Source organism: Stenotrophomonas sp. STEN030 (assembly GCF_056759995.1).
Map to the genome: position 1 here is coordinate 99,560 of NZ_JBRREB010000006.1, position 19,380 is coordinate 118,939.

At 62.1% G+C, this 19,380-nt stretch carries 15 protein-coding genes; 11 read left to right on the plus strand and 4 right to left on the minus strand.

From position 1 onward, the window contains the following. Positions 1-48 precede the first annotated feature (48 nt). The 3 genes from ACVOLR_RS03450 to ACVOLR_RS03460 form a co-directional block, all read right to left on the minus strand. Complete coding sequence (locus tag ACVOLR_RS03450) at positions 49-3,075, minus strand: TonB-dependent receptor (protein ID WP_481535193.1); 3,027 nt, start codon at positions 3,073-3,075, stop codon at positions 49-51. 526 nt (positions 3,076-3,601) lie between these two features. Next, positions 3,602-6,709 carry a TonB-dependent receptor gene (locus ACVOLR_RS03455; protein WP_481535194.1) on the minus strand — a complete coding sequence of 1,036 codons (3,108 nt, stop codon included), beginning with the start codon at positions 6,707-6,709 and terminating at the stop codon, positions 3,602-3,604. 254 nt (positions 6,710-6,963) lie between these two features. Beyond that, the gene (locus ACVOLR_RS03460; protein WP_481535195.1) at positions 6,964-7,338 is read right to left on the minus strand and encodes a YciI family protein; all 375 of its coding nucleotides are present in this window, start codon (positions 7,336-7,338) and stop codon (positions 6,964-6,966) included. A gap of 164 nt (positions 7,339-7,502) precedes the next feature. Here ACVOLR_RS03460 and ACVOLR_RS03465 point away from each other — a divergent pair, with 164 nt between their 5' ends. From ACVOLR_RS03465 to ACVOLR_RS03510, 10 genes are all read left to right on the plus strand, one after another. Beyond that, entirely contained in the window at positions 7,503-7,934 is a 432-nt protein-coding gene (locus ACVOLR_RS03465; RefSeq protein WP_481535196.1) for a YciI family protein, read from the plus strand. 29 nt (positions 7,935-7,963) lie between these two features. After that, positions 7,964-8,401, plus strand: coding sequence for a VOC family protein (locus tag ACVOLR_RS03470; protein ID WP_481535197.1), 438 nt, complete (start codon positions 7,964-7,966; stop codon positions 8,399-8,401). Beyond that, positions 8,398-8,811, plus strand: coding sequence for a VOC family protein (locus ACVOLR_RS03475; RefSeq protein WP_481535210.1), 414 nt, complete (start codon positions 8,398-8,400; stop codon positions 8,809-8,811). The genes ACVOLR_RS03470 and ACVOLR_RS03475 overlap by 4 nt, the downstream gene beginning before the upstream one ends. A 13-nt stretch (positions 8,812-8,824) precedes the next feature. Beyond that, complete coding sequence (locus tag ACVOLR_RS03480; protein ID WP_481535198.1) at positions 8,825-9,175, plus strand: DUF1428 domain-containing protein; 351 nt, start codon at positions 8,825-8,827, stop codon at positions 9,173-9,175. Positions 9,176-9,347: 172 nt separating this feature from the next. After that, a complete protein-coding gene (locus ACVOLR_RS03485) occupies positions 9,348-10,598 on the plus strand; it encodes an RNA polymerase sigma factor (RefSeq protein WP_481535199.1) in 1,251 nt (416 codons plus the stop codon). A gap of 65 nt (positions 10,599-10,663) precedes the next feature. Further along, positions 10,664-12,313 carry a M28 family metallopeptidase gene (locus ACVOLR_RS03490; protein WP_481535200.1) on the plus strand — a complete coding sequence of 550 codons (1,650 nt, stop codon included), beginning with the start codon at positions 10,664-10,666 and terminating at the stop codon, positions 12,311-12,313. A 287-nt stretch (positions 12,314-12,600) separates the two neighbouring features. Next, the gene (locus tag ACVOLR_RS03495) at positions 12,601-14,574 is read left to right on the plus strand and encodes a hypothetical protein (RefSeq protein ID WP_481535201.1); all 1,974 of its coding nucleotides are present in this window, start codon (positions 12,601-12,603) and stop codon (positions 14,572-14,574) included. A gap of 237 nt (positions 14,575-14,811) precedes the next feature. Next, on the plus strand, positions 14,812-16,155 hold the full coding sequence (locus tag ACVOLR_RS03500) for a histidine kinase (RefSeq protein ID WP_481535202.1): 1,344 nt from the start codon (positions 14,812-14,814) through the stop codon (positions 16,153-16,155). Next, complete coding sequence (locus ACVOLR_RS03505) at positions 16,145-16,918, plus strand: LytR/AlgR family response regulator transcription factor (RefSeq protein WP_481535203.1); 774 nt, start codon at positions 16,145-16,147, stop codon at positions 16,916-16,918. Before ACVOLR_RS03500 ends, ACVOLR_RS03505 begins: the two co-directional genes overlap by 11 nt. Positions 16,919-16,946: 28 nt before the next feature. After that, positions 16,947-17,276, plus strand: a complete 330-nt coding sequence (locus ACVOLR_RS03510) for a hypothetical protein (protein WP_481535204.1) — start codon at positions 16,947-16,949, stop codon at positions 17,274-17,276. A 47-nt stretch (positions 17,277-17,323) separates the two neighbouring features. On the opposite strand, the gene ACVOLR_RS03515 is transcribed toward ACVOLR_RS03510, so the two are convergent. After that, positions 17,324-17,926 carry a hypothetical protein gene (locus tag ACVOLR_RS03515; RefSeq protein ID WP_481535205.1) on the minus strand — a complete coding sequence of 201 codons (603 nt, stop codon included), beginning with the start codon at positions 17,924-17,926 and terminating at the stop codon, positions 17,324-17,326. Between the two features lie 331 nt (positions 17,927-18,257). Between ACVOLR_RS03515 and ACVOLR_RS03520 the strand changes: the two genes are divergently transcribed. Beyond that, positions 18,258-19,184: an oxygenase MpaB family protein gene (locus ACVOLR_RS03520; RefSeq protein ID WP_481535206.1), complete on the plus strand. Its 927-nt coding sequence runs from the start codon at positions 18,258-18,260 to the stop codon at positions 19,182-19,184. Positions 19,185-19,380: the final 196 nt, after the last annotated feature.

A 19,380-nucleotide genomic window follows, 5' to 3' on the forward strand; every position in this document is an offset into this window, starting at 1 on the left:
TTTCAAGTACTTCATTACAGGGAGATTGCGTTGTTGCTTAGCGTCTGATCAGAAGTCGTAAGACGCGGTCAGGCGTACCGAACGCGGTGTGGTGTAGTAGGTGCCCATACCGTAGGTGTTGGATACGGTGTACGGGTTGGCCTCGAAGCGCGCGTCGGACTGCACCTGCTTCAGTTCGTTCAGCACGTTGAATACATCCAGCCCCAATGCCAGCTTGTGGTCAGCGAAGCTCGGACGATAGATCACGCCCAGGTCCAGCTGCTTGGTCCACGGCTGGCGACCAGCGTCACCCGGGCTCGACGGCTTGCCGTCACAGTAGTGGAAGGACGCGCCGTAGCCAGCCACCGGCTCGCTGTGGTCGCTGCCGTAGAAGCCCAGGCAGGTCTTGGGCATGCCCGACATGATGCGGACGGTGGCGGATGCGGTCCATTCGTCGTTGAACTGGTACGCACCGAAGCCCTTCAACTGGTGGCGGCGATCGTTGGCCATGTAGCCACCTGCATACTCCATCAGTGCCGCTGCGTCCCAGTCCTGGGTCTTCGATACGTCGTCCTGACCGATATCCGACTTCACCTGGCCTTCGGTGTTACCGAAGTTGCGCGACCAGGTGTAATCCAGGCGGCCGTACCATTTGTCGGTCATCGGATGCTCAAGGAACAGGTCGACCGCGACATAGTCACGCTTGGCCTTGGTGCTGCCATAGCCCCAGTCCTGGCCGTTCATGGTGAAGGACGTATAGCCGGAACCATCCACATGCTTGGCCAGGAAGGTATTGGTCTTGCCCGGATTGAAGATCACGCAGCCCGGGATTTCCAGGCCGCTCGTGTCGACATTCATCGACTTGAGCTTGGCTTCCATCAGGTCCGGGTCGCAGATGTCATCGATCGCGGTCTGCAGGCGACGATAGGTGACCTTGGCGCCGCTGTTCCAGGATTGCCCGATGGTCCTTTCAAAGCCAAAGATCAGTTCATCCTGGTACTGCGACTTCAGGTCGGTCGGTGCGACACCAGCCGGGTCGGGGGTCACGCCGTACTCGCCATTGGAGGACACCGGACCCGGGCCAAGCTCCTTCAGCCCGGTCGGGACGCCGTTGGCATCAATGCCGGTATAGGTGAAGTACTCGCGGGTGAAGGTGGATGCCGACGCGCCACGGATGGCGACACTGTTCGGCAACGCCAGGTAATAACGGCCCAGGTTGGCAAATACCTTCAGCGAGGAATCACCGAACACGTCCCAGCTGGCGCCCAGACGCGGTGCCCACTGGTCGCCGCTCTCCACGTAGGCAACGGCAGAGCTGTTGTAGTTGGTGAACTTGTCGTTGCGCACGCCAAGGGTCAGCAGCAGGTTCGGGGTGACCTGCCAGTTGTCTTCCAGGAAGTAGGCCTTCTGTTCGACCGACATGCTGGTGGTGGTGGCGAGGACGTACTTGTAGGCAAAGTAGCCGTCACCACCCGGGGGAGTGATGTTGAAGCCCGGGCTGGGCGACTTGTCCGGGGCGATGCTCGAGTAGTACCACGCGTAGCCGGGGCCGGTGATTTTCTGGCCTTCGTTCTTGGCGTTGTAGTACATGTTGTCGATACCAGCCCTGAGCTGGTGATCGCCCAAGCGGTACTCCAGATCCACGCGCAGTCCACGGGTGGTGCTGCCGGCATTGTCAGCCTTGGTGTCACGGCTGGCCTGGTCGTTGCGGATCGGCTTGCCGCCGGTGATCTTCGGATCCTGCAGGGTCACGCCGCTGAGGTAGGGGTTGTTCGATTCGCCGGGGTTGTACTGCAGGTTGCTCTGCTTGCTGCGGCCCCAGACGGCGCTCAGGGTCAAGTCATCGGTCAGATAGCCGGTGTACTTGAAGATGTCGTAGTCGTCCTTGATCTTGGTCGTGTCGGAGAACGAGCCAGTGCGCCCGCCTTCGTTCAACGTTTCATAGTCGAAGGCAGTGTAGTAACCGCTGGTGCGGTCGGTGTTCTGGATGCGGGTGTATTCCAGGGTGTGGTCGTCGGTGATGTTCCAGTCGATCTTGCCGTAGAACTTCGGGGTGTCGATGGTGTAGTTGTCGCGTGCCTGCGTACTGGAGGCAATGCTGTTGGTGGACACGCCATCCTTCTTGTCCGTTTCGGCGGCCAAGTGGACGAACAAACGGTCTTCGATCAACGGTCCACTGACATAACCGCTTACCGTGGTGCGGGTAGCAGTGTCATTGTTGCGAGAACGGTACAGCGTGCCTGGCTTTTTCGGATTGGAGTAGACGTAATCCGGCCCCAGCGCTGCGCTCGGGTACCAGATGTCACGCGGCGAGGCGGCGAGTGAGTCCGGTGCCCAGGTGGTCTGGAAGCCGAAGTGCCATTCGTTGGTACCGCGCTTGCCAAGCTGATTGATCACGCCGCCGGTGGAACGACCGTAGCGCGCGCTATAGCCGCCGGTATAGGTTTCCTGCTGGTCGATCGAGCCATACGGCAGACTGACACCACCGATGTTGCTCAACGGATTGGATGTGTTGAAGCCGTTGAGATAGTACGCATTCTCGGTGACGCTGGAGCCGCCAAACGACAGCACCGAACGCGAGCCGTTGGTGAAGAAGCCGCTGCCACTCACCACGCCCGGAGCGAGCAGTGCGATGGCTTCGGCCGAGCGGCCCAAAGGCAGGACGTCGAGCTGCTCGGAGGTAATGACGGACTTGGAGACGGTGTTGCTGACGTCGATCTTGGGCATGCTGGCAGCGGTAACCGTCACCGCATCCAATGTGGTTGCACCTTCGCTGCCGAAAGAGACTTCAGTACCCGCGCCAACGCGCAACAGTACGTTCTCGCGCTTGTCGATGACCTGACCATCGCGCTCCAGGCTGATGGAGTACTTGCCCACCGGCAGCGAGCCGAGGTTGTAGCGGCCATTGGCATCAACCGGAACGCTGCGCTTGAGGCCGGACTCGTTCTGGACGGTGATGGTGGCGCCGGCGGCGGATGGGGCGTTGCCGAACAGGGAGCCGGTGGTGCTCTGGGCAGCGGCGGCGCCGATGACCGAGGTGAGGACGATGGCCAGCGCGGTGCGCTTGAGCCGGGTGACATTGGTGCTGCGGGTCATCAAATTTCCTTGTTTCATTGATTTAGCAAACTGCTGTTGCAACCGCGCTGCACGGAAATGTAGTTTTCGTTACAGCTGAACGAAATCTTAATTTCAGTTGCACGCAATTTACAATCTCAGATGAAACGGATTTCAAGTAACTGATAAATAACAGGATAATTAGTTTGCTGAGAGTTTGCCCCTGTTCATTTTCGAGGCTCTCACATGCTCGCGCCGTCGCCGAGGGGGGCAAAAAAAACCCGGCCGAGGCCGGGGTCAATCACGTGTCAGAGAGCAATCTGGTTTGTTGGCAGCACCACAGAGGCTTCAAGAAGCCCCGCTCGTCAGGATCGGTATCAGTGGCAGCCAGTACCCACCGACACCGGATCCGGCTGCTTGAACCCGGTGACGTCAGCGACGATGCCAGTCGTTGAGCGCAACCCATCGGATATCTGGGCTGCACTACGGGTGTTGCACGGTGGAGCAACTGTTCGTGGAGAAGCGGCCCCGTTGAGGGACCGCTTCGGTTTTCCCAAAAGCGTGTTTCTTAGAAGTCGTACGTGGCAGAGAACATCACGTAACGCGGGGTCTGACGGGCGATCGGCACCATGTAGGTGTTGGACACGGTGTACGCGTCTTCTTCCGAAGTCACATCCACCTGGGTCACCTTCTGGTCATTCAGGGCGTTGAACACCTGCACGCTGAAAGTGACCTTGTCGTCGAAATAGGACGGACGGTACGTCACTGCCAGATCGATGTTCTTGGTCCAGGGATTACGGCGTGCACCCGGCTTGGCAATGCTGCCCAGGCAGGTGTGGTAAGCGGCGCCATAGCCGATCGGATCGCCGGCCGAAGTGCCTTCGTTGATGCCACCGTCCGGGTTGTAGTAGCCAAGGCAGCTGATCGGTGAGCCGGACATCACGCGGATGTTGCCACCCACCATCCATTCCGGGGTGATGGCATAGCTGCCGAACATCTTCAGCTGATGGCGGCGATCGTTGGCCAAGTAGCCATTTGCGAAGCGCATCATCTCGGCAGCATCCCAATCCTGGGTCTTGGAGATGTTGGTCTGGCCGAACTCCGACTTCACCTGGCCTTCGTTGTTGCCCTCGCTCTTGCTGTAGGTGTAGTTCACGCGGCCTTCCCACTTGCCGTCGAACGGATGCTCCAGGTACAGGTCGATCGCCTTGTAGGTGCGCTTGACGCCCTCATCGAAGCCCCAGTCGGAGCCGTTCATCTTGATTTCGGTGCGGCCGGAACCATTGACGTTCTTCAGGCTGAAGGTGTTGGTGCCGCCCGGGTTGAACATGTAGCAGCTTGCTACTTCAACCGAATCCGGATCGATCTTGTTGGCAATGAGCTTGTCGACGATCTTGCCGCTGTCGCAGATGTCGTCGATGGACGACTTCAGGTCGCGGTAGGTGAACTTTGCACCGTAAACCCAGTCGGCACCCCAGGTCTTCTCGAAGCCCAGGATGTACTCATCCTGGTACATGTTTTTCATGTCCTTCGGTGCAAAGGCCAGCACATCAATCGGCACGCCATATTCACCATTGGACGATACCGGGCCCGGTGCGGGTGCGCCGTTGAGGCCGCCAATCTCGTCAAGGCCGGTGGGCAGGCCGCTGGCATCGATCCCGCTGTAGGTGTAGTACTGGTAGGTATAGGTAGAAGCCGATGCGCCGCGGATTGCAACGTTGTTGGGCATTGCCAGGAAGTAGCGGCCGGCGTTGCCGAACACCTTCAGCGAGGCATCACCCATTACGTCCCAGCTGAAACCCAGGCGCGGAGCCCACTGGTCCTTGGCATCCATGTAGGCCTGGCCAGCGTCGTTCTTGTTGGTGAATTCATCGTTACGAAGGCCGATCGAGAGCAGCAGGTTCTCGGTCACCTTCCAGCGGTCTTCCAGATACCAGGCCTTCTGGTCAAGCGACATGCTGGTGTTGTTGAAGTACTTCAGCTGACGCACGTAGTAGCCGTCACCGCCGGGTGCACCTACGCCCAGCGATGGCGAGATGTTGGTGGACCCGCTGCTGGCCTTCCGGTATTCCCAGTAGTCGGCAACCTGCGAGGTGCCTTCGTTCTTGGCCTCGAACTTGATGTTGTCCACGCCCAGGCTGAGGGTGTGGTCGCCCACCACCCATTCCAGGTCGGCACGCAGACCGCGTGTCTTGTCCTTCGCATCAATGGACTGATAGCCACCCTGGATGTTCTTCACCTCTTTGCCGCCGTTGGCTGCAGGGTTCTGGAACGCTGAACCAGCGATATAGGGCGTATTTGGCAGGATGCTCGGGTTGACCTGACGGTTGGTGAAATCGCTGGTGCCGTACGTGGCATTCAAGGTCAGGTTGTCGGTCAGGAAGCTGGTGTACTTCAGGACTCGATAATCGGTTTCCTTGATGATCGGGGTGGGTACGGTGGCGAGCTTTGCACCTTCAGTGAAGCTGCCCAGGTCATACGCTCGGTAGTTGCCGCTGTAGTCATCGTTCTGCTGGAACCACGTTGCTTCCAACAGGTTGTTGTCGTTGATGTTCCAGTTGATCTTGACGTAGTACTTGGAGTTGTCGTCCTCGGCATGGATGCTGCGAGGGTTGCCCAAGGTGTTCGGGTTGGTCACCGAATCGGTCTTGTACCACTCACCGCCGGCAAAGAAGAACAGCTTGTCCTGCACGATCGGGCCACCTACGTAGCCGCTGTAGCGGCTAGAGCCGAATTCCACGCCCTTGCCACTTTGGTACTTGGTACCTGCCAGGTCCGGATCGGAGTAGCCCCATTCGCACTTTTCGTTCTTGGCGGTACCGCAGGTCGACGGCAGGTTGGGATTGGAGTTGTATTGCGATAGATCAATGTCAGGCAGGTACAGGTCATCACGGCGCGAGCGCAGGGACTTCGGCGCCCAATCGATCTGTCCGCCAAACTGCCACTCATTGGTGCCGCTCTTGCCGACCTGGTTGATCACGCCACCATCGGAGCGACCATACTTGGCGCTGTAGCCGCCGGTGTAGGTTTCCTGCTGGGCAACCGCGACGAACGGCAGGCCCGAGCCACCCAGGTTGGAAAGCGGCTCGCCGGTGAAGTAACCGTTGATGTAATACGCATTTTCCGATGCGCCGGCACCGCCGAAGGAGACCAGGTTGGCCAATGCGGCATAGCCGCCGGCGCCGCCAACGGCGCCTGGCGCCAACATGGCGATAGCTTCAGCGGTACGGCCGATCGGCAGGCGCTTGAGCTGCTCGGCGGTAATCACCGTGCGTGTATCCACGGCGGTGAGATCGATGGCTGCCGCAGCGGTAGCGGTGACATTGACGGTCTCCAGCGTGGATGCGCTGCCGCCACTGCTGGCGAACGAGGCATCCGTACCTGCGCCGACGATTACCGACACGTCGCGTGTGCCGATGACCTGGCCGTCTCGCTGCACGTTGATCTTGTAGCTGCCGATCGGCAGGGAGCTGATGCTGTAGCGGCCGTCAGCCCCCACCGTCACCGTGCGCGAGAAGCCGGAATTGTTGGTGACCTGGACGGTGGTACCCGCTTCGGCCGATGGAACCGTGCCGTAGATGCTACCGGTGGTGCTCTGCGCATAGGCGCCGCCAGCGAGGCACAGGGTCAGGGCAGCGCTCAAAGCAGCCCGTTGAATGGTCTTGCGATGGGTCATCTCTCTCTCCGAAAAGGGTGTTCGCTGGCAGGCATCAAGTTGGATACCTAAATGCCAGGTGAACGAAAGATAACGCCAGTTACGTGTGAAAGTTAATAGCCATTCATTAAACTTTCCGTAAAAAATTTAATTTGTATTAAAAATCAGCATGTTAAGTGTCAAGGTGCAATGGTAGTGGGTCCGGTGAATTGGCACGCTGCCCCCACTTTTGGCTGAAGCAGTGCCCCCATTGCTTGGGGCGCTCGGCTGGGAAGTCACATACGCAGGCGACTTCTCTCAGCGTCCAGATCATCCACCGCCCGCACCTCGATGCTGCCGTAAGCCGCCCAAGGGAATTGCCTGGCGATGCGCATGGCGTCATCGGCGTCTGCCGCTTCGATCAGGTTGAAGCCGGCCAGAACTTCGCGGGTTTCCGCGAACGGGCCATCGATGATCCGTGACTCGCCTTGGCGATTGCGCAATGTCTGTGCGCTGGCTGCGGGCTGCAGACGTTGCGACATCAGCAGTGTCCCTTGTGCCTGCAGAGCATCGGCGTGCTGCAGGCAGCCACGCATCAGGGTGTCGTAGTCATCGGCAGGCAAGGTCTGCAGCAGTTGCGGGTCGATGTAGATCAACAACATGAACTTCATGGTCCAACCTCAAGCGCAGGGGTGGCACATGATGTCGCATCGCGCCTGCTGCGTTGCCGCATGAACTCATTCATAAAAAGGTGCCGCGAGCTTGTCGAGGTTGCCTGCCGTGCTTCGTCGTACCTGATGTGTAGCGGGCATGCCGCCCGCAACGGAGCATGGTGATGAAAGTGATGGTGCTGGTGAAAGCGACCCCCGAGACCGAGGCCGGGGTGATGCCAACGCAGGCGGAAATCGCCGCGATGGGAGCCTTCAACGAGGAGCTGGTGAAGGCCGGAATCATGCTGGCCGGCGAGGGCTTGAAGCCCACGTCGCAGGCCGCGCGGGTGCGCTTTGCCGCCGAAGGACGCAGCGTCATCGATGGCCCATTCACTGAGACCCGCGAGCTGGTAGCTGGCTTCTGGCTGTGGCAGGTGCGCTCGCTGGACGAGGCGGTGGAGTGGCTCAAGCGTGCCCCGTTCACCCCGACCAACGGCAGTGCGGTGGAAGTGGAAATCCGTCCGTTCTTCGAAGCTGAAGATTTCGGTGACGCCTTCACTCCGGAATTGCAGGCGCAGGAGCAGCGTTTACGCGAGCAGATCGAACGCAACAACTGAACCCAACCCCGAGCAGCAGGAGCAGGACAATGAAATTGATTCCGTTTTTGGGCTTCAACGGCCAGACCCACGAGGCGATGGCGTTCTACGCCAAGGCGTTGGGCGGCACGGTTGTATCGGAAATGAAGTACAGCGACATGCCGCCCAGTCCGGACATGGACGCGGAAGGTTGCGGCGGCTTCATGCCGCAAGCGGATCAGGTCGCGCACTGTCAGGTTGAAGCCGGCGGCGCGACGCTGATGGCCGCCGATGGTCCGCAAGGCGCTGGCGGCAGCGCCACCACCATCAATGTCGACGTTGACAGCATCGAGGAGGCAGAACGCGTGTTCGCAGCCCTGGCAGAAGGCGGGCAGGTGCAGATGGCCTTGGCCGAAACCTTCTGGGCACACCGCTGGGGAATGTTGCTGGACCGCTACGGTAAGCCGTGGATGGTCAACTGCATGAAGCCGATGCCGACGGAGGGCTGAGCATGGGCAACCCGCAGATGATCTTCGTCAATCTCGCCGTCCGTGACCTGCAGGCGTCCAGGACGTTCTTTGCTGCGCTGGGCTACAGCTTCAACCCGCAGTTCAGCGATGACAACGCGGCCTGCATGGTGATCAGCGACAGCATCTTCGTGATGCTGCTGGTGGAGCCGTTCTTCCAGACCTTCACCAACAAACCGCTGACCGATGCGCGCAAGCAGACCGAGGTGATCACCTGCTTGTCGGCGGTCAGCCGGCCAGCGGTGGATGAGCTGGTGGACAAGGCCCTGGCCGCCGGTGGCAGCGAGCCAATGCCGGCGCGTGATTACGGCTTCATGTACCAGCGCGGCTTCGCCGACCTCGATGGCCACCTGTGGGAAATCGCCCATATGGATGGCGAGCCGGGCCAATAACCAGGAGACGATCATGGCTTACGTGGATGGATATGTATTGCCGGTACCCAGCGCGAAGATCGATGACTACAAGCGCATTGCGCGCAAGGCCGGGAAAGTGTGGAAGGAGCACGGCGCCTTGGCTTATGTCGAAGCGGTGGCCGAGGACGTGAAGCCGGGCAAGCGCACCTCGTTCCCGCAGGCGGTGAAGCTGAAAGAGGACGAGGTGGTGGTGTTCGCCTATGTGGTGTTCCGCTCGCGTGCACACCGCGACAAGGTCAATGCCAAGGCGATGGCCGATCCACGCCTGGCCGGGATGGGGCCGAAGGACATGCCCTTCGATGGCAAGCGCATGTTCTGGGGCGGGTTCAAGCCGTTCGTGTAGTTGTGAGACGCGCTCCCTCCCTTGCGCCGAAGGCAGAGGGGAGGGCCGGTGAGGGGAGGCTTTTTGCATCACTGGTGCAGGCCCTTGCCGAGCATGGCTCGGCACTACCGCCGTTGCTACATCTGCACTTCCTGCTTGCAGCAATCGCACCACGATGCTCTGATCGCAGCCCATGACCGATCCACAGCTGCAACGATTGCTGGACACCCTTTGGCGCATGGAGTCGCCGCGTCTGGTTGCGCGCCTGGCACGCATGCTCGGCGATCTCGACAGCGCCGAAGAACTGGCGCAGGACGCGTTGGTCGCGGCATTGGAGCATTGGCCAAAGCAAGGTATCCCGGACAATCCAGCCGCCTGGTTGATGGCCGCCGCACAGCGGCGCGCGATCGACCGGCTGCGGCAGCGGCGCCTGCATGCGCAGCGGCAGGCGCAGGTCAGCGACGAGCAACAGGACTACGCCATGGGCGCGGATCAGTCCGACCATCTGGATGACATCGGTGACGACCTGCTGCGGCTGGTATTTGTTGCCTGCCACCCGGAACTGCCTGCTGATGCACGGGTCGCGCTGACCCTGCGCCTGCTGTGCGGCTTGAGCACTACCGAAATCGCCCGTGCCTATCTGGTTCCCGAACCCACCATTGCCCAGCGCATCGTCCGTGCCAAGCGTTTGTTGGCCGAGCGCAAGGTACCGTTCGAAGTACCGCGTCTGCATGAACTTTCCGCGCGTCTACAGTCGGTGCTGGACGTGGTCTATCTGGTATTCAACGAAGGCTATACCGCCAGCAGTGGCGAGGACTGGATGCGGCCGGCGCTATGCGAAGAAGCGCTGCGCTTGTGCAGGGTGCTGACTGGGTTGATGCCCAACACGGTATCGGTGCTCGGTCTGCTGGCTTTGATGGAACTGCAAGCCTCACGGCTGCGCGCGCGGACCGCGGCCGATGGCTCGGCTGTGCTGTTGCTGGATCAGGACCGCAGCCGTTGGGATTGGCTGCAGATTGCACGTGGCCAAGCCGCGTTGGATCAGGCGGTGCAGTTGGGCGGTGCCGATAACGCCTACGTATTGCAGGCTGGTATCGCTGCCTGCCATGCACGCGCACGACAAGCCGAACAGACCGATTGGCAGGCCATTGCTGACTTGTATGCGCGTCTGGCTGAGGTGATGCCGTCACCGGTGGTTGAGCTCAATCGTGTTGTGGCGGTAGCGCAGGCCCACGGTGCAGCGCCGGCCTGGAGCTTACTGCAGGCGTTGATCGATGACCCGCAGCTACAGGACTACGCGCCGCTGCAGGCCGTACGCGGTGATCTGCTGGCGCGGCTTGGACGTGCACCTGAAGCGCGGCAGGCATTCAAGCAGGCCGCTGCGCTGAGCAGCAATGCGCGCGAGCGCGAGGCCCTGCTGAGTCGTGCGGCAACCCTGCAATAAGACACTGCACATCAGCGTGCTGGGCTGGCTACACTCCAAAGGTTGCCTTACCACTGGAGTACAGCGTGAAACGAGTCGTAATCAGCCTGTTGGCGATGTCGGTATCCACGGCCTTGATGGCCGCCCCGCCCAAGTTTGATGGCGCACGCATCTCGGCCGACGTCCGCGAGCTTTCCTCAGACGCCTATGAAGGCCGCTCCCCGGCCACCGCCGGCGAGGACAAGACCATCGCTTTCCTGAGCAAGCAGTTCGCTGCTGCCGGCATGCAGCCGGGCGGCGACCTGCAGGACGGCAAGCGCCTGTGGACCCAGGCCGTGCCGCTGCTCAAGGGCGATATCGTGGGTAAGCCGGTGCTGTCGCTGAGCAGCCAGGGCAAGTCGCAGACGCTGACCCAGGGCCAGGAAATCGCCGTGCGTGCCGCCATGAACGGCGCTAGCGCGGTGGATATCAGCAACGCACCGTTGGTGTTCCTGGGCTATGGCGTCAAGGCGCCGGAGCGCAACTGGGACGACTTCAAGGGTGTGGATCTGAAGGGCAAGATCGCCGTGGTGTTGATCAACGACCCGGATTTTGAAACCGGTGCCGGCGATTTCGATGGCAAAGGCATGACCTATTACGGCCGCTGGACCTACAAGTACGAAGAGGGCGCGCGGCAGGGCGCGGCCGGCGTGCTGATTGTCCACGAAACCGCACCAGCGTCCTATGGCTGGGCGACGGTGGCTGGTTCCAATACCAACACCATGTTCGACGTGGTCCGGCAGAACCCGGCCGAGGCGCACCCGGCGCTGGAAGGCTGGATCCAGCGCGATCTGGCGGTGGAACTGTTCAAGCGCGCCGGTCTGGATTTCGAAGCGCTGAAGAAGCAGGCGCAGTCGCGTGACTTCCAGCCGGTGGAGCTGAAGGGCGAAACCTTCTCGGCCAACTACCAGGTCAAGAACGAAGTCATCACCTCGCACAACGTGGTCGCACGTCTGGAAGGCAGCACCCATCCGGACGAAACCGTGATTTATTCCGGCCACTGGGATCACATCGGCGTTGGCGAGCCGGACGCACGCGGCGACCGCATCTTCAATGGTGCGATGGACAACGCCTCGGGCACTGCCGCGCTGGTTGAGCTTGCACGTGGCTTTGCCACCCAGCCCAAGCCGCAGCGTTCGGTGGTGTTCCTCGCGGTAACGGCGGAAGAGAAGGGTCTGCTGGGCTCGGAGTACTACGCCAGCAACCCGCTGTACCCGCTGGCCAAGACCGTGGCCGTGATCAACATGGACGGCATGTCGCCGTACAGCCCATCGCGCGACTTCGGCATCTACGGTACCGCCAAGGTGGAACTGCTGGACCAGCTCAAGGACGTGGCCAAGGCCTGGGACATTCGCTACACCCCGGACACCAAGCCGGAAGCCGGCCTGTTCTTCCGCTCCGATCACTTCCCGTTCGCCAAGCGCGGCGTACCGGCGCTGTCCTACGGCGCAGGGCAGGACTGGATCGACGGTGGCGTAGCCGCCGGCAAGAAAGCCTCCGACGAATACACCGCCAAGCGCTACCACCAGCAGGGCGACGAATGGCAGGCCGACTGGACCTTCGCCGGTGCCGCGCGTGACCTGGAAGTGCTGTACACCCTGGGCGAGAAGTTGGCCAACTCGCGCGACTGGCCGAACTGGAGCCCGGAAGAAAGTTTCCGCGCGACGCGTGATGCGAGTGCGGCTGAGCGGAAGTAAGGCTTGAGCGCTTTGAAGGCTTGAAAGCTTTGAAGGCTTTGAAGGCTTGAAGGCTTGAAGGCTTGAAGCCCCTCTCCCGCTAGCGGGAGAGGGGTTGGGGTGAGGGCAGCTTTTGCTTTAGAACGCAGCGATCCCGCGCTTGAGGCTTTACCGGTGAAGCCCCTGCCGAGCATGGCTCGGCACTACAAGCCCCTCTCCCTCCGGAAGAGGGGTTGGGGTCAGGGTCGGGGACCCCTAAATACATACAGTCCCCAAGAATCCAGTCACAGCACCACCAAGGAAGACCCATGACAAACACCAGCGGCTGCCGCGCGATCCTGTGCCTGGTCGGCATCACCTCTTCGTTGCTGGCCTCCGCCGCGCCCTTGCCGACAAACTGGCAGCTGCTGCCCACAGCCGAACAGGAAGCGGAGAAAGGCCTGCCTTCGGCCCTGCAGACGCCGTTGTTGGCAAAGAACCAACGCCCGCTGCAGCAGGTCGAGTTGCTGGTGGCATTGCCGTTCGAGCAAGTGCTGCCGGTGGTACAAGCCAGCCTGGCAGCGATGGGCAAGTTCAACGCACCGGTGCAACGTACCCGTGTGGCGTATATGGATCACGGCTGGGGTAATGTGTTGATCGCGCGCCGTCCTGAGCTGAAGGCCGACTTCATCGGTCGCTACCGCATGCCTGCATTGCGTACGGCGGTGGAGCAGGGCGCATTGCTGGCCGAGGAACTGCCGCTGCGCGAGCAGCGCCTGCAGCGTGACCCCACAGTCGATGCAATGAGCGACAAGCTGGCGGAACTTCAGGGCAGCTTCGCCAGCTGGCAGGCCAGCGCCGAACAGAAACACGGTGTACTTGGTCGCGCCAAAAGCACAGTCGAAGTGCGGGTCATGCAGGTCGACGAAGCACTGGGCAAGCCGGCTACGGTCATCACCCTGAGCCGCACCGACGACTGGCCAAATCCGAACGGCGGCATCGTCGACCAGCTGCGCGAGTTCAACGTGATGGGCGGTGGGCCCTCGCCACGTCTGAGCCGTCGCCGCGTGCCTGAGGCGGTGTTCACGCCGGTGTACGACGCCGTGCGCGCGCTGCCCGGTGCAGCCCTGCAGATCGGCGTGAGCGCCAGTGATTGGCAGCAGCCAGTGCAGGCAGACAGTCGCATCGTCGAACCGGATTTGACGGCGCCGGGCGGCAACAAGGACGCAACCGCGGCGCAACGTCTGCTGCCGTTCGGCAGTGGTGACTACTACAACATTCGGCCGCTGGCCGATGGCAGCGTGCTCCTGCTCAGCAGCTATCCCGAGGCCTTGTGGCGCTGGGCACCGGGCATGGGCGGTAAGCCGCAGCGTCTGTGGCAAGCCAGCGCCGATGCCGGTCGCGCTGGCCTGAGCGTGGACCCGCAGGGCCGCAATGCCTGGCTGGCGGTACAGCAGCAGATCGTGGAATACAGCCTGGACCAGCAACGAGCGCTGGCGCATCCGCTGCACTGGGCAGCCGGTGTGCGTCAGCCGATCAGCGGCGGCTGGAGTTGGACGCATGACACGCAAGGCAGGCCGGTGCCGTACGACCATGCACTGGACGGCGGTGGTGTGATCCGTGATGTGCTGCGCGTGCTGCAGCCGCAGGCGACCCCATCGGCCGACGGTGCGCCATGGATCTATGCGCAGCGCTTCGATGCGACACGGCAGGGCGTGGTTGGTGGCTATCCCGGCAACTCGCTGGTCAAGCCGGTGCGCTGGGACGGACCGGGGCAGGGTTTCTGGATCGAGGACCCGGCTGGCTTGACCGAACTGGATGCCTCGACCGGTCGGGTCAGTCGTGTACTTAAGTTGCCGCGCCGCTTTGGCAAGGTGGATGGCAATGACGACACCGGCATGGCGCAGTGGGTGCCAGCGCCGTTGGGTTCGGCCAAAGGTGGTTGGGTCGCGGTCGGCTTCGTGCTGATGGAAGGCAACAGGCGCGATCCGGGCATGCATGTGATGGATCTGGCCAGCGGCAAGCTGCGGCATTCATTGGCAATGCCCGGCCTGAACGCATTGAATGCGGCAACGGCCTCGGCCGACGGGCGCCTGCTGGCCTTGGGCGGCAACGATGGCGGCACCCCGGTGCTGGCGGTGTGGAATCTTGAGTCGGGGCAGTCGCTGTCATTGAATCCCAGCCGCTCGGCCTGCTGGGATCTGCGCCAGTTGCACTGGGCGCCGCAGGGTGACGCGTTGATCGGCCTGTGCGGCGATGGTGTGGCGCGTTGGGCGCTGCCGGCCACATGGCAGTCCCGGTGATGCAGGTCGGATTTGTGGGAGCGGCGTAAGCCGCGAAGCACGTCGATCATCTGATTGCGGGCTTGTCTGGCCCGTCATTGCTGCCGGCTTCGCGGCTTACGCCGCTCCTACAACCGCCGAGCTGTTCCATCCCCGCCAATCCGGGCTCGGTCGCCCTTTTCCGGGTTTCGTCGCAGGCCGCTTGCAGCCTGACGGGCGGCGCCTATGCTCGACCCCAATCCCTACGGTGACTGCCCCATGTTCGCCAGCCTCTTTCTCGGTTTCCGCATACTCGCCGCCTGGGCGTTGACGATCCTCGTCGCCGCGTTCCTGTGGAGCGGGCTGTTCAGTGGCATGGACCGGTCGCCGGGCTGGATCTTCGGCCTCGCTGCGATGGCTTTGGCGGTGTTCGCGCTGACTGCCGTGGTCGGCCATATCCGCCGGGTCACCCTGATCGCTGATCGCCTGGATGCACAGTCGCTGGCCAATCGCCATCGCCGTCAGGTCGAGCTGCCGCTGGATGCGCCCACTGCATTCGCGCTGCTGGAGCAGGTAATCGGGCAGATGCCACGTATCGAACGCCTGGAGCGCTCAATCGGTACTTTGCAGTTGCGTGCCACCCAGCGTCGCGCCGATCCCTATGGCGAGCGCCCGCCGTCACGTTGGAATCCGATGGCGCGGCTGGCGATCAAGCACAACCAGATCACCGCCCGCGTCATTCCCGGCGCGGATACCAGCAGCGTCACCCTGTTCTTCGAACCCGATGCCGGCGCCTGGGTTGACCTGTGGCTGTTGGATGAAGGCAGCAACTACGAAAACGCCGAAGCCATCACCCACGCCTTGAGCGGCAAGGTCGCCCAGCAGCGCCGCGAAGAGCGCGCACAGGCTGCACGCACCGAGGCCGAAAAGGAGCTCAGCGTGGCCCGTTTGAACCTGTTGCATGCGCAGGTTGAACCGCACTTCCTCTACAACACGCTGGCCAACGCCCAGGTACTGACCCGCAGCGATCCGGCCCGTGCCGAGCAGATGCTTGGGCACCTTATCCAATATCTGCGCAGCTCACTGCCGGGCATCGACCAATCGGTGTCCACGCTTGGTCAGGAACTGGAGCGCGTGCAGGCCTATCTGGAGATCCTGAAGATCCGCATGGGCTCGCGACTCAACCTGCAGATCGATGTGCCCGAGTCCTTGTATGGCGTCAGCCTGCCGTCAATGTCGCTGCAGACCCTGGTCGAGAACGCGATCAAGCATGGCCTGGAGCCCAAGAGCGGTGGCGGTACGGTGTGGATACTGGCGCGCGAGCTGGATGGTCAACTGACGATCACCGTCGCCGACGACGGCCAAGGCATCAGCACCGACAACAGCGGCACCGGCATCGGCCTGAAGAACCTGCGTGAACGCCTGCGCCTGAGCTGCGGCGAACAGGCCACGCTTGCGCTGGTTTCCAACTTCCCCAGCGGCATGGCCGCGACCATCAGCCTGCCAAAGCGCGTTGTATCGCCGCCACCGCCGATGGCTGCTGTCGCACCGACAACAGCGTCGGCGAACAGCGCACCGATGCAGGCAGCAGTGAACATGCCGGAGTTGCCCCGTGCATCTTGAAGCACTCATTGCCGAAGACGAGCCGTTGCTGCGGCAGGCGCTGGTCGCCCAGTTGCAGCGCCTGTGGCCGGAGCTCGACATCGTCGCCGAGTGCGAAGACGGTGCCGCCGCATTGGAAGCACTGGAAACGCACAAGCCCGACCTGGCCTTCCTCGACATCCGCATGCCCGGCATCACCGGGCTGGATGTGGCCCGCGCGCTGCAGCAGCTGAGTCCGCAGACCGAGGTGGTGTTCGTTACCGCCTACGATCAGTACGCGATCAGCGCGTTCGAGCAGGGCGCAGTGGACTACCTGCTCAAGCCGGTCAGCGATGAGCGCCTGCTGGCAACCCGCCAGCGCGTGTTGGCGCGCAGACAGAACGGTAATGCTGACCCGGGGGTACTGGAGCGGCTGCTGCAGCAACTGGCAAGGCAACCTGCCGCAGCGCTGGCTGCACCACCGCTGGCCTGGATCACCGCCAGCAATGGCCGCGAAACCCGCCTGGTGATGCTGGACGAAGTGCTGTATTTCCGCGCCGACAGCAAATACACCGTGGTGGTCACCGCCGAGGAAGAACTGCTGCTGCGCAGCTCACTGCGCGAACTCACGGCCGCCCTGGATGCCAACAGCTTCCGCCAGATCCACCGCGCCACCATCGTCAACATGAAGGCGGTGGCGGCGGTGAGCCGCGATGACAGTGGCCGCGGCGTATTACGGCTGAAACAGCGCAGTGAAACGCTGGTGGTCAGCCAACCCTTCATGAGTCTGTTCCGCGGCATGTGATGCCGCCCCCGCTTGCCGGAGTATTGCCATGCATTACCTGACAGTTTTGATCGGCAGCCTGCTGTCGATGCTGGGCATCCATGAAACACCCGGGCAGACCTCGGTAACCCGCATCAGCGGTGAACAGAGCCTGCTCAGCCGCACCACAGTGAGCAACGGCGTCAGCCGCTTCCAGTGCCTGCAGAGTGATACGGGTCGCTGCAATTACCTGTTGTACCGCGAGCACTGCAGTGTTGCTGGCGATGCCCAGCTGTGCCGTCGCGAAAGCCTGGGCGATTTTGTTGTCGTGGTCGGCACCACCCGCCAGCTGAGTGGTTTGCCCAGCGGGTATTCCCAGCAGGTGACCCTGCAGAAATAAAATCGCCGCGACGAGCGCGGCGATGGGTTTCAGAGCGTGCGACTGGCTCAGAACGCGGGCTGTAGTCGCAAGCCATCGTCACCGATGTGATTGAGCTTGCCGACCAGTTCCGAATGCTGCCGCATGCGTCCCAGTTCACGCATGATGCGCACGTCTTCATGACGCAGCTCGCGGGTGCTGGTGACGGCCTGCTTATAATCCAGTACTTCCGGATAGTGCTTGGCCATTTCCAGCGCTTCGGCCACTTCATCCACGCTGTCGGCGTCGGAGCTGATCCGGGCGCGGCTGTTGAAGGCCTTCATCCAGCGCTCGAAACCTGCGGTATGGTCGAACATGTTGGCCATGAACCAGATCACGAACAGGATCGACACCCACGAGCCGAGCACGATCACCACGCGGGTGAAGGTGATATGGAAGTCATCGCGCCACAGGTAGTTGGTGATCAAGCCAAGAATCAGCAGTGACGATGCCTGCCACAGCACGATCGAGGCCATCAGCCACTGACACTTGGCCTTGGCCAGCACCGACACTTCCTCGCGTATCTGCTGATCGCTCAGATTCTTCCAATGATCAACCTGTTTCTCGAACGGGCTGTTGTACAGCTCGTTGTCTTCCAACAACAATCCCAAACCTTTGAACAGTGCGATCATGGTGAGCTCCTTGCAGATACTTGCTGGAACGAGCGACGGATGCAGGTTGAAGCGGTCAGGCAGGCTCAGTTCTAGCACTTTCGTCGTGCTTGGCAATGGGGGCAGTGCGAAGAACTGACCAGCGGCGTTTGTCGCGTCACTCTGACAGCGTGGAAATTTTGCGGTGCGTCATCGTCCAAGCCAAAGGACGCTTCAGTTTTCCTTGAATTCTTTGCTGCATCCGCACATGCGGTATCCGCAGCTGGAGGCCGGCCTTGACGGCGGCTGTACGGGTGCCGGATCGACAGCTCAAGTCAGCCAGCTGCGCAGCTGGACCGGTACGATAGGCGCCATGTCATCCCTGTTCAGCCCCGTCTCTGCCGCCGCCACCGCCCATATCCGCCGCTGGGTGCTGGACGCCTTTCCACGTAACCAGAATGGCGTTGAATACGACACGCCGCTGGGCGATCCGGGCTGGTTTGGGCCGGGTAGCGTCACCTGGCGTATTCATTCCGAGTTCCCCGGCATGTTGGCGGGCGGGCTGTGCGCACTGATGCTGCAGTTGCTGCACCCGCGTGCGCTGGCCGGTGTCTACGACCATTCCAATTTTCGGGAGGACCTGGTTGGGCGGCTGCGCCGCACCACCAGCTTTGTGGCCGGTACCAGCTATGCGCCAGCGGCCGAGGCCGACAAGCTGATCGCCAAGGTGCGACGCATTCATGCGCAGGTGGTAGGCAAGTTGCCGGACGGCCGCGCGTATGCCGCCGATGATCCGCAGCTGCTGACCTGGGTGCATGTCACCGAAGCGTATGGATTTCTGGAAGGTTGCCGGCGCTATTGCCGCGAAGTTCCAGCCGCCATTGCTGATCGCTACTACGACGAATACCGGCGCGTGGCTGAGGCCTTGGGCGCGCGCGATGTGCCGTCCAGCGAAGCGCAGGTGCGTGATTACTTCCTGGCGCAGCAATCGCAGCTGAGCATGGATGAGCGTTCGCGTGAGGTATTGGACGTGCTCAGTGAGGTGCGCTTGCCGGTACCGCTGCCGGGCGTGTCGCGCGATGTGTTTCTGGCGGCGGGCGCGGCCTTGTTGCCGGAGTGGGCGGTGCAGCTGCTTGGCCGTAGTCGCGGGCAACAGCTGCAATCGGTGGTGGCAGCGCGGGTCCTGCGCAGTGTGGCACCGTTGTTCCGGATTGCCTTGAACGATGGTATTTCGACCCGCGCCTGCAAGCGGGTAGGGCAGGAGCCAGCGGTGCTCTCGGCGTGGCCCGCTCTGAGGTAGTGCCGAGCCATGCTCGGCAGGGGCGTTACCAGCAAAAAGCGACCCTTCCCCAACCCTCCCCTTCGCTGCGCGAAAGGGAAGGGGCTGCAGTGGGGGGGGGGGCCGGCGGCGCGGGGGCGGGGTGGGTGCGGCCCCCCGCCGACGGGGGGGGGGGCGCGGCACACCCCCACCACACCCCCCCCCCACTACCTGGCGC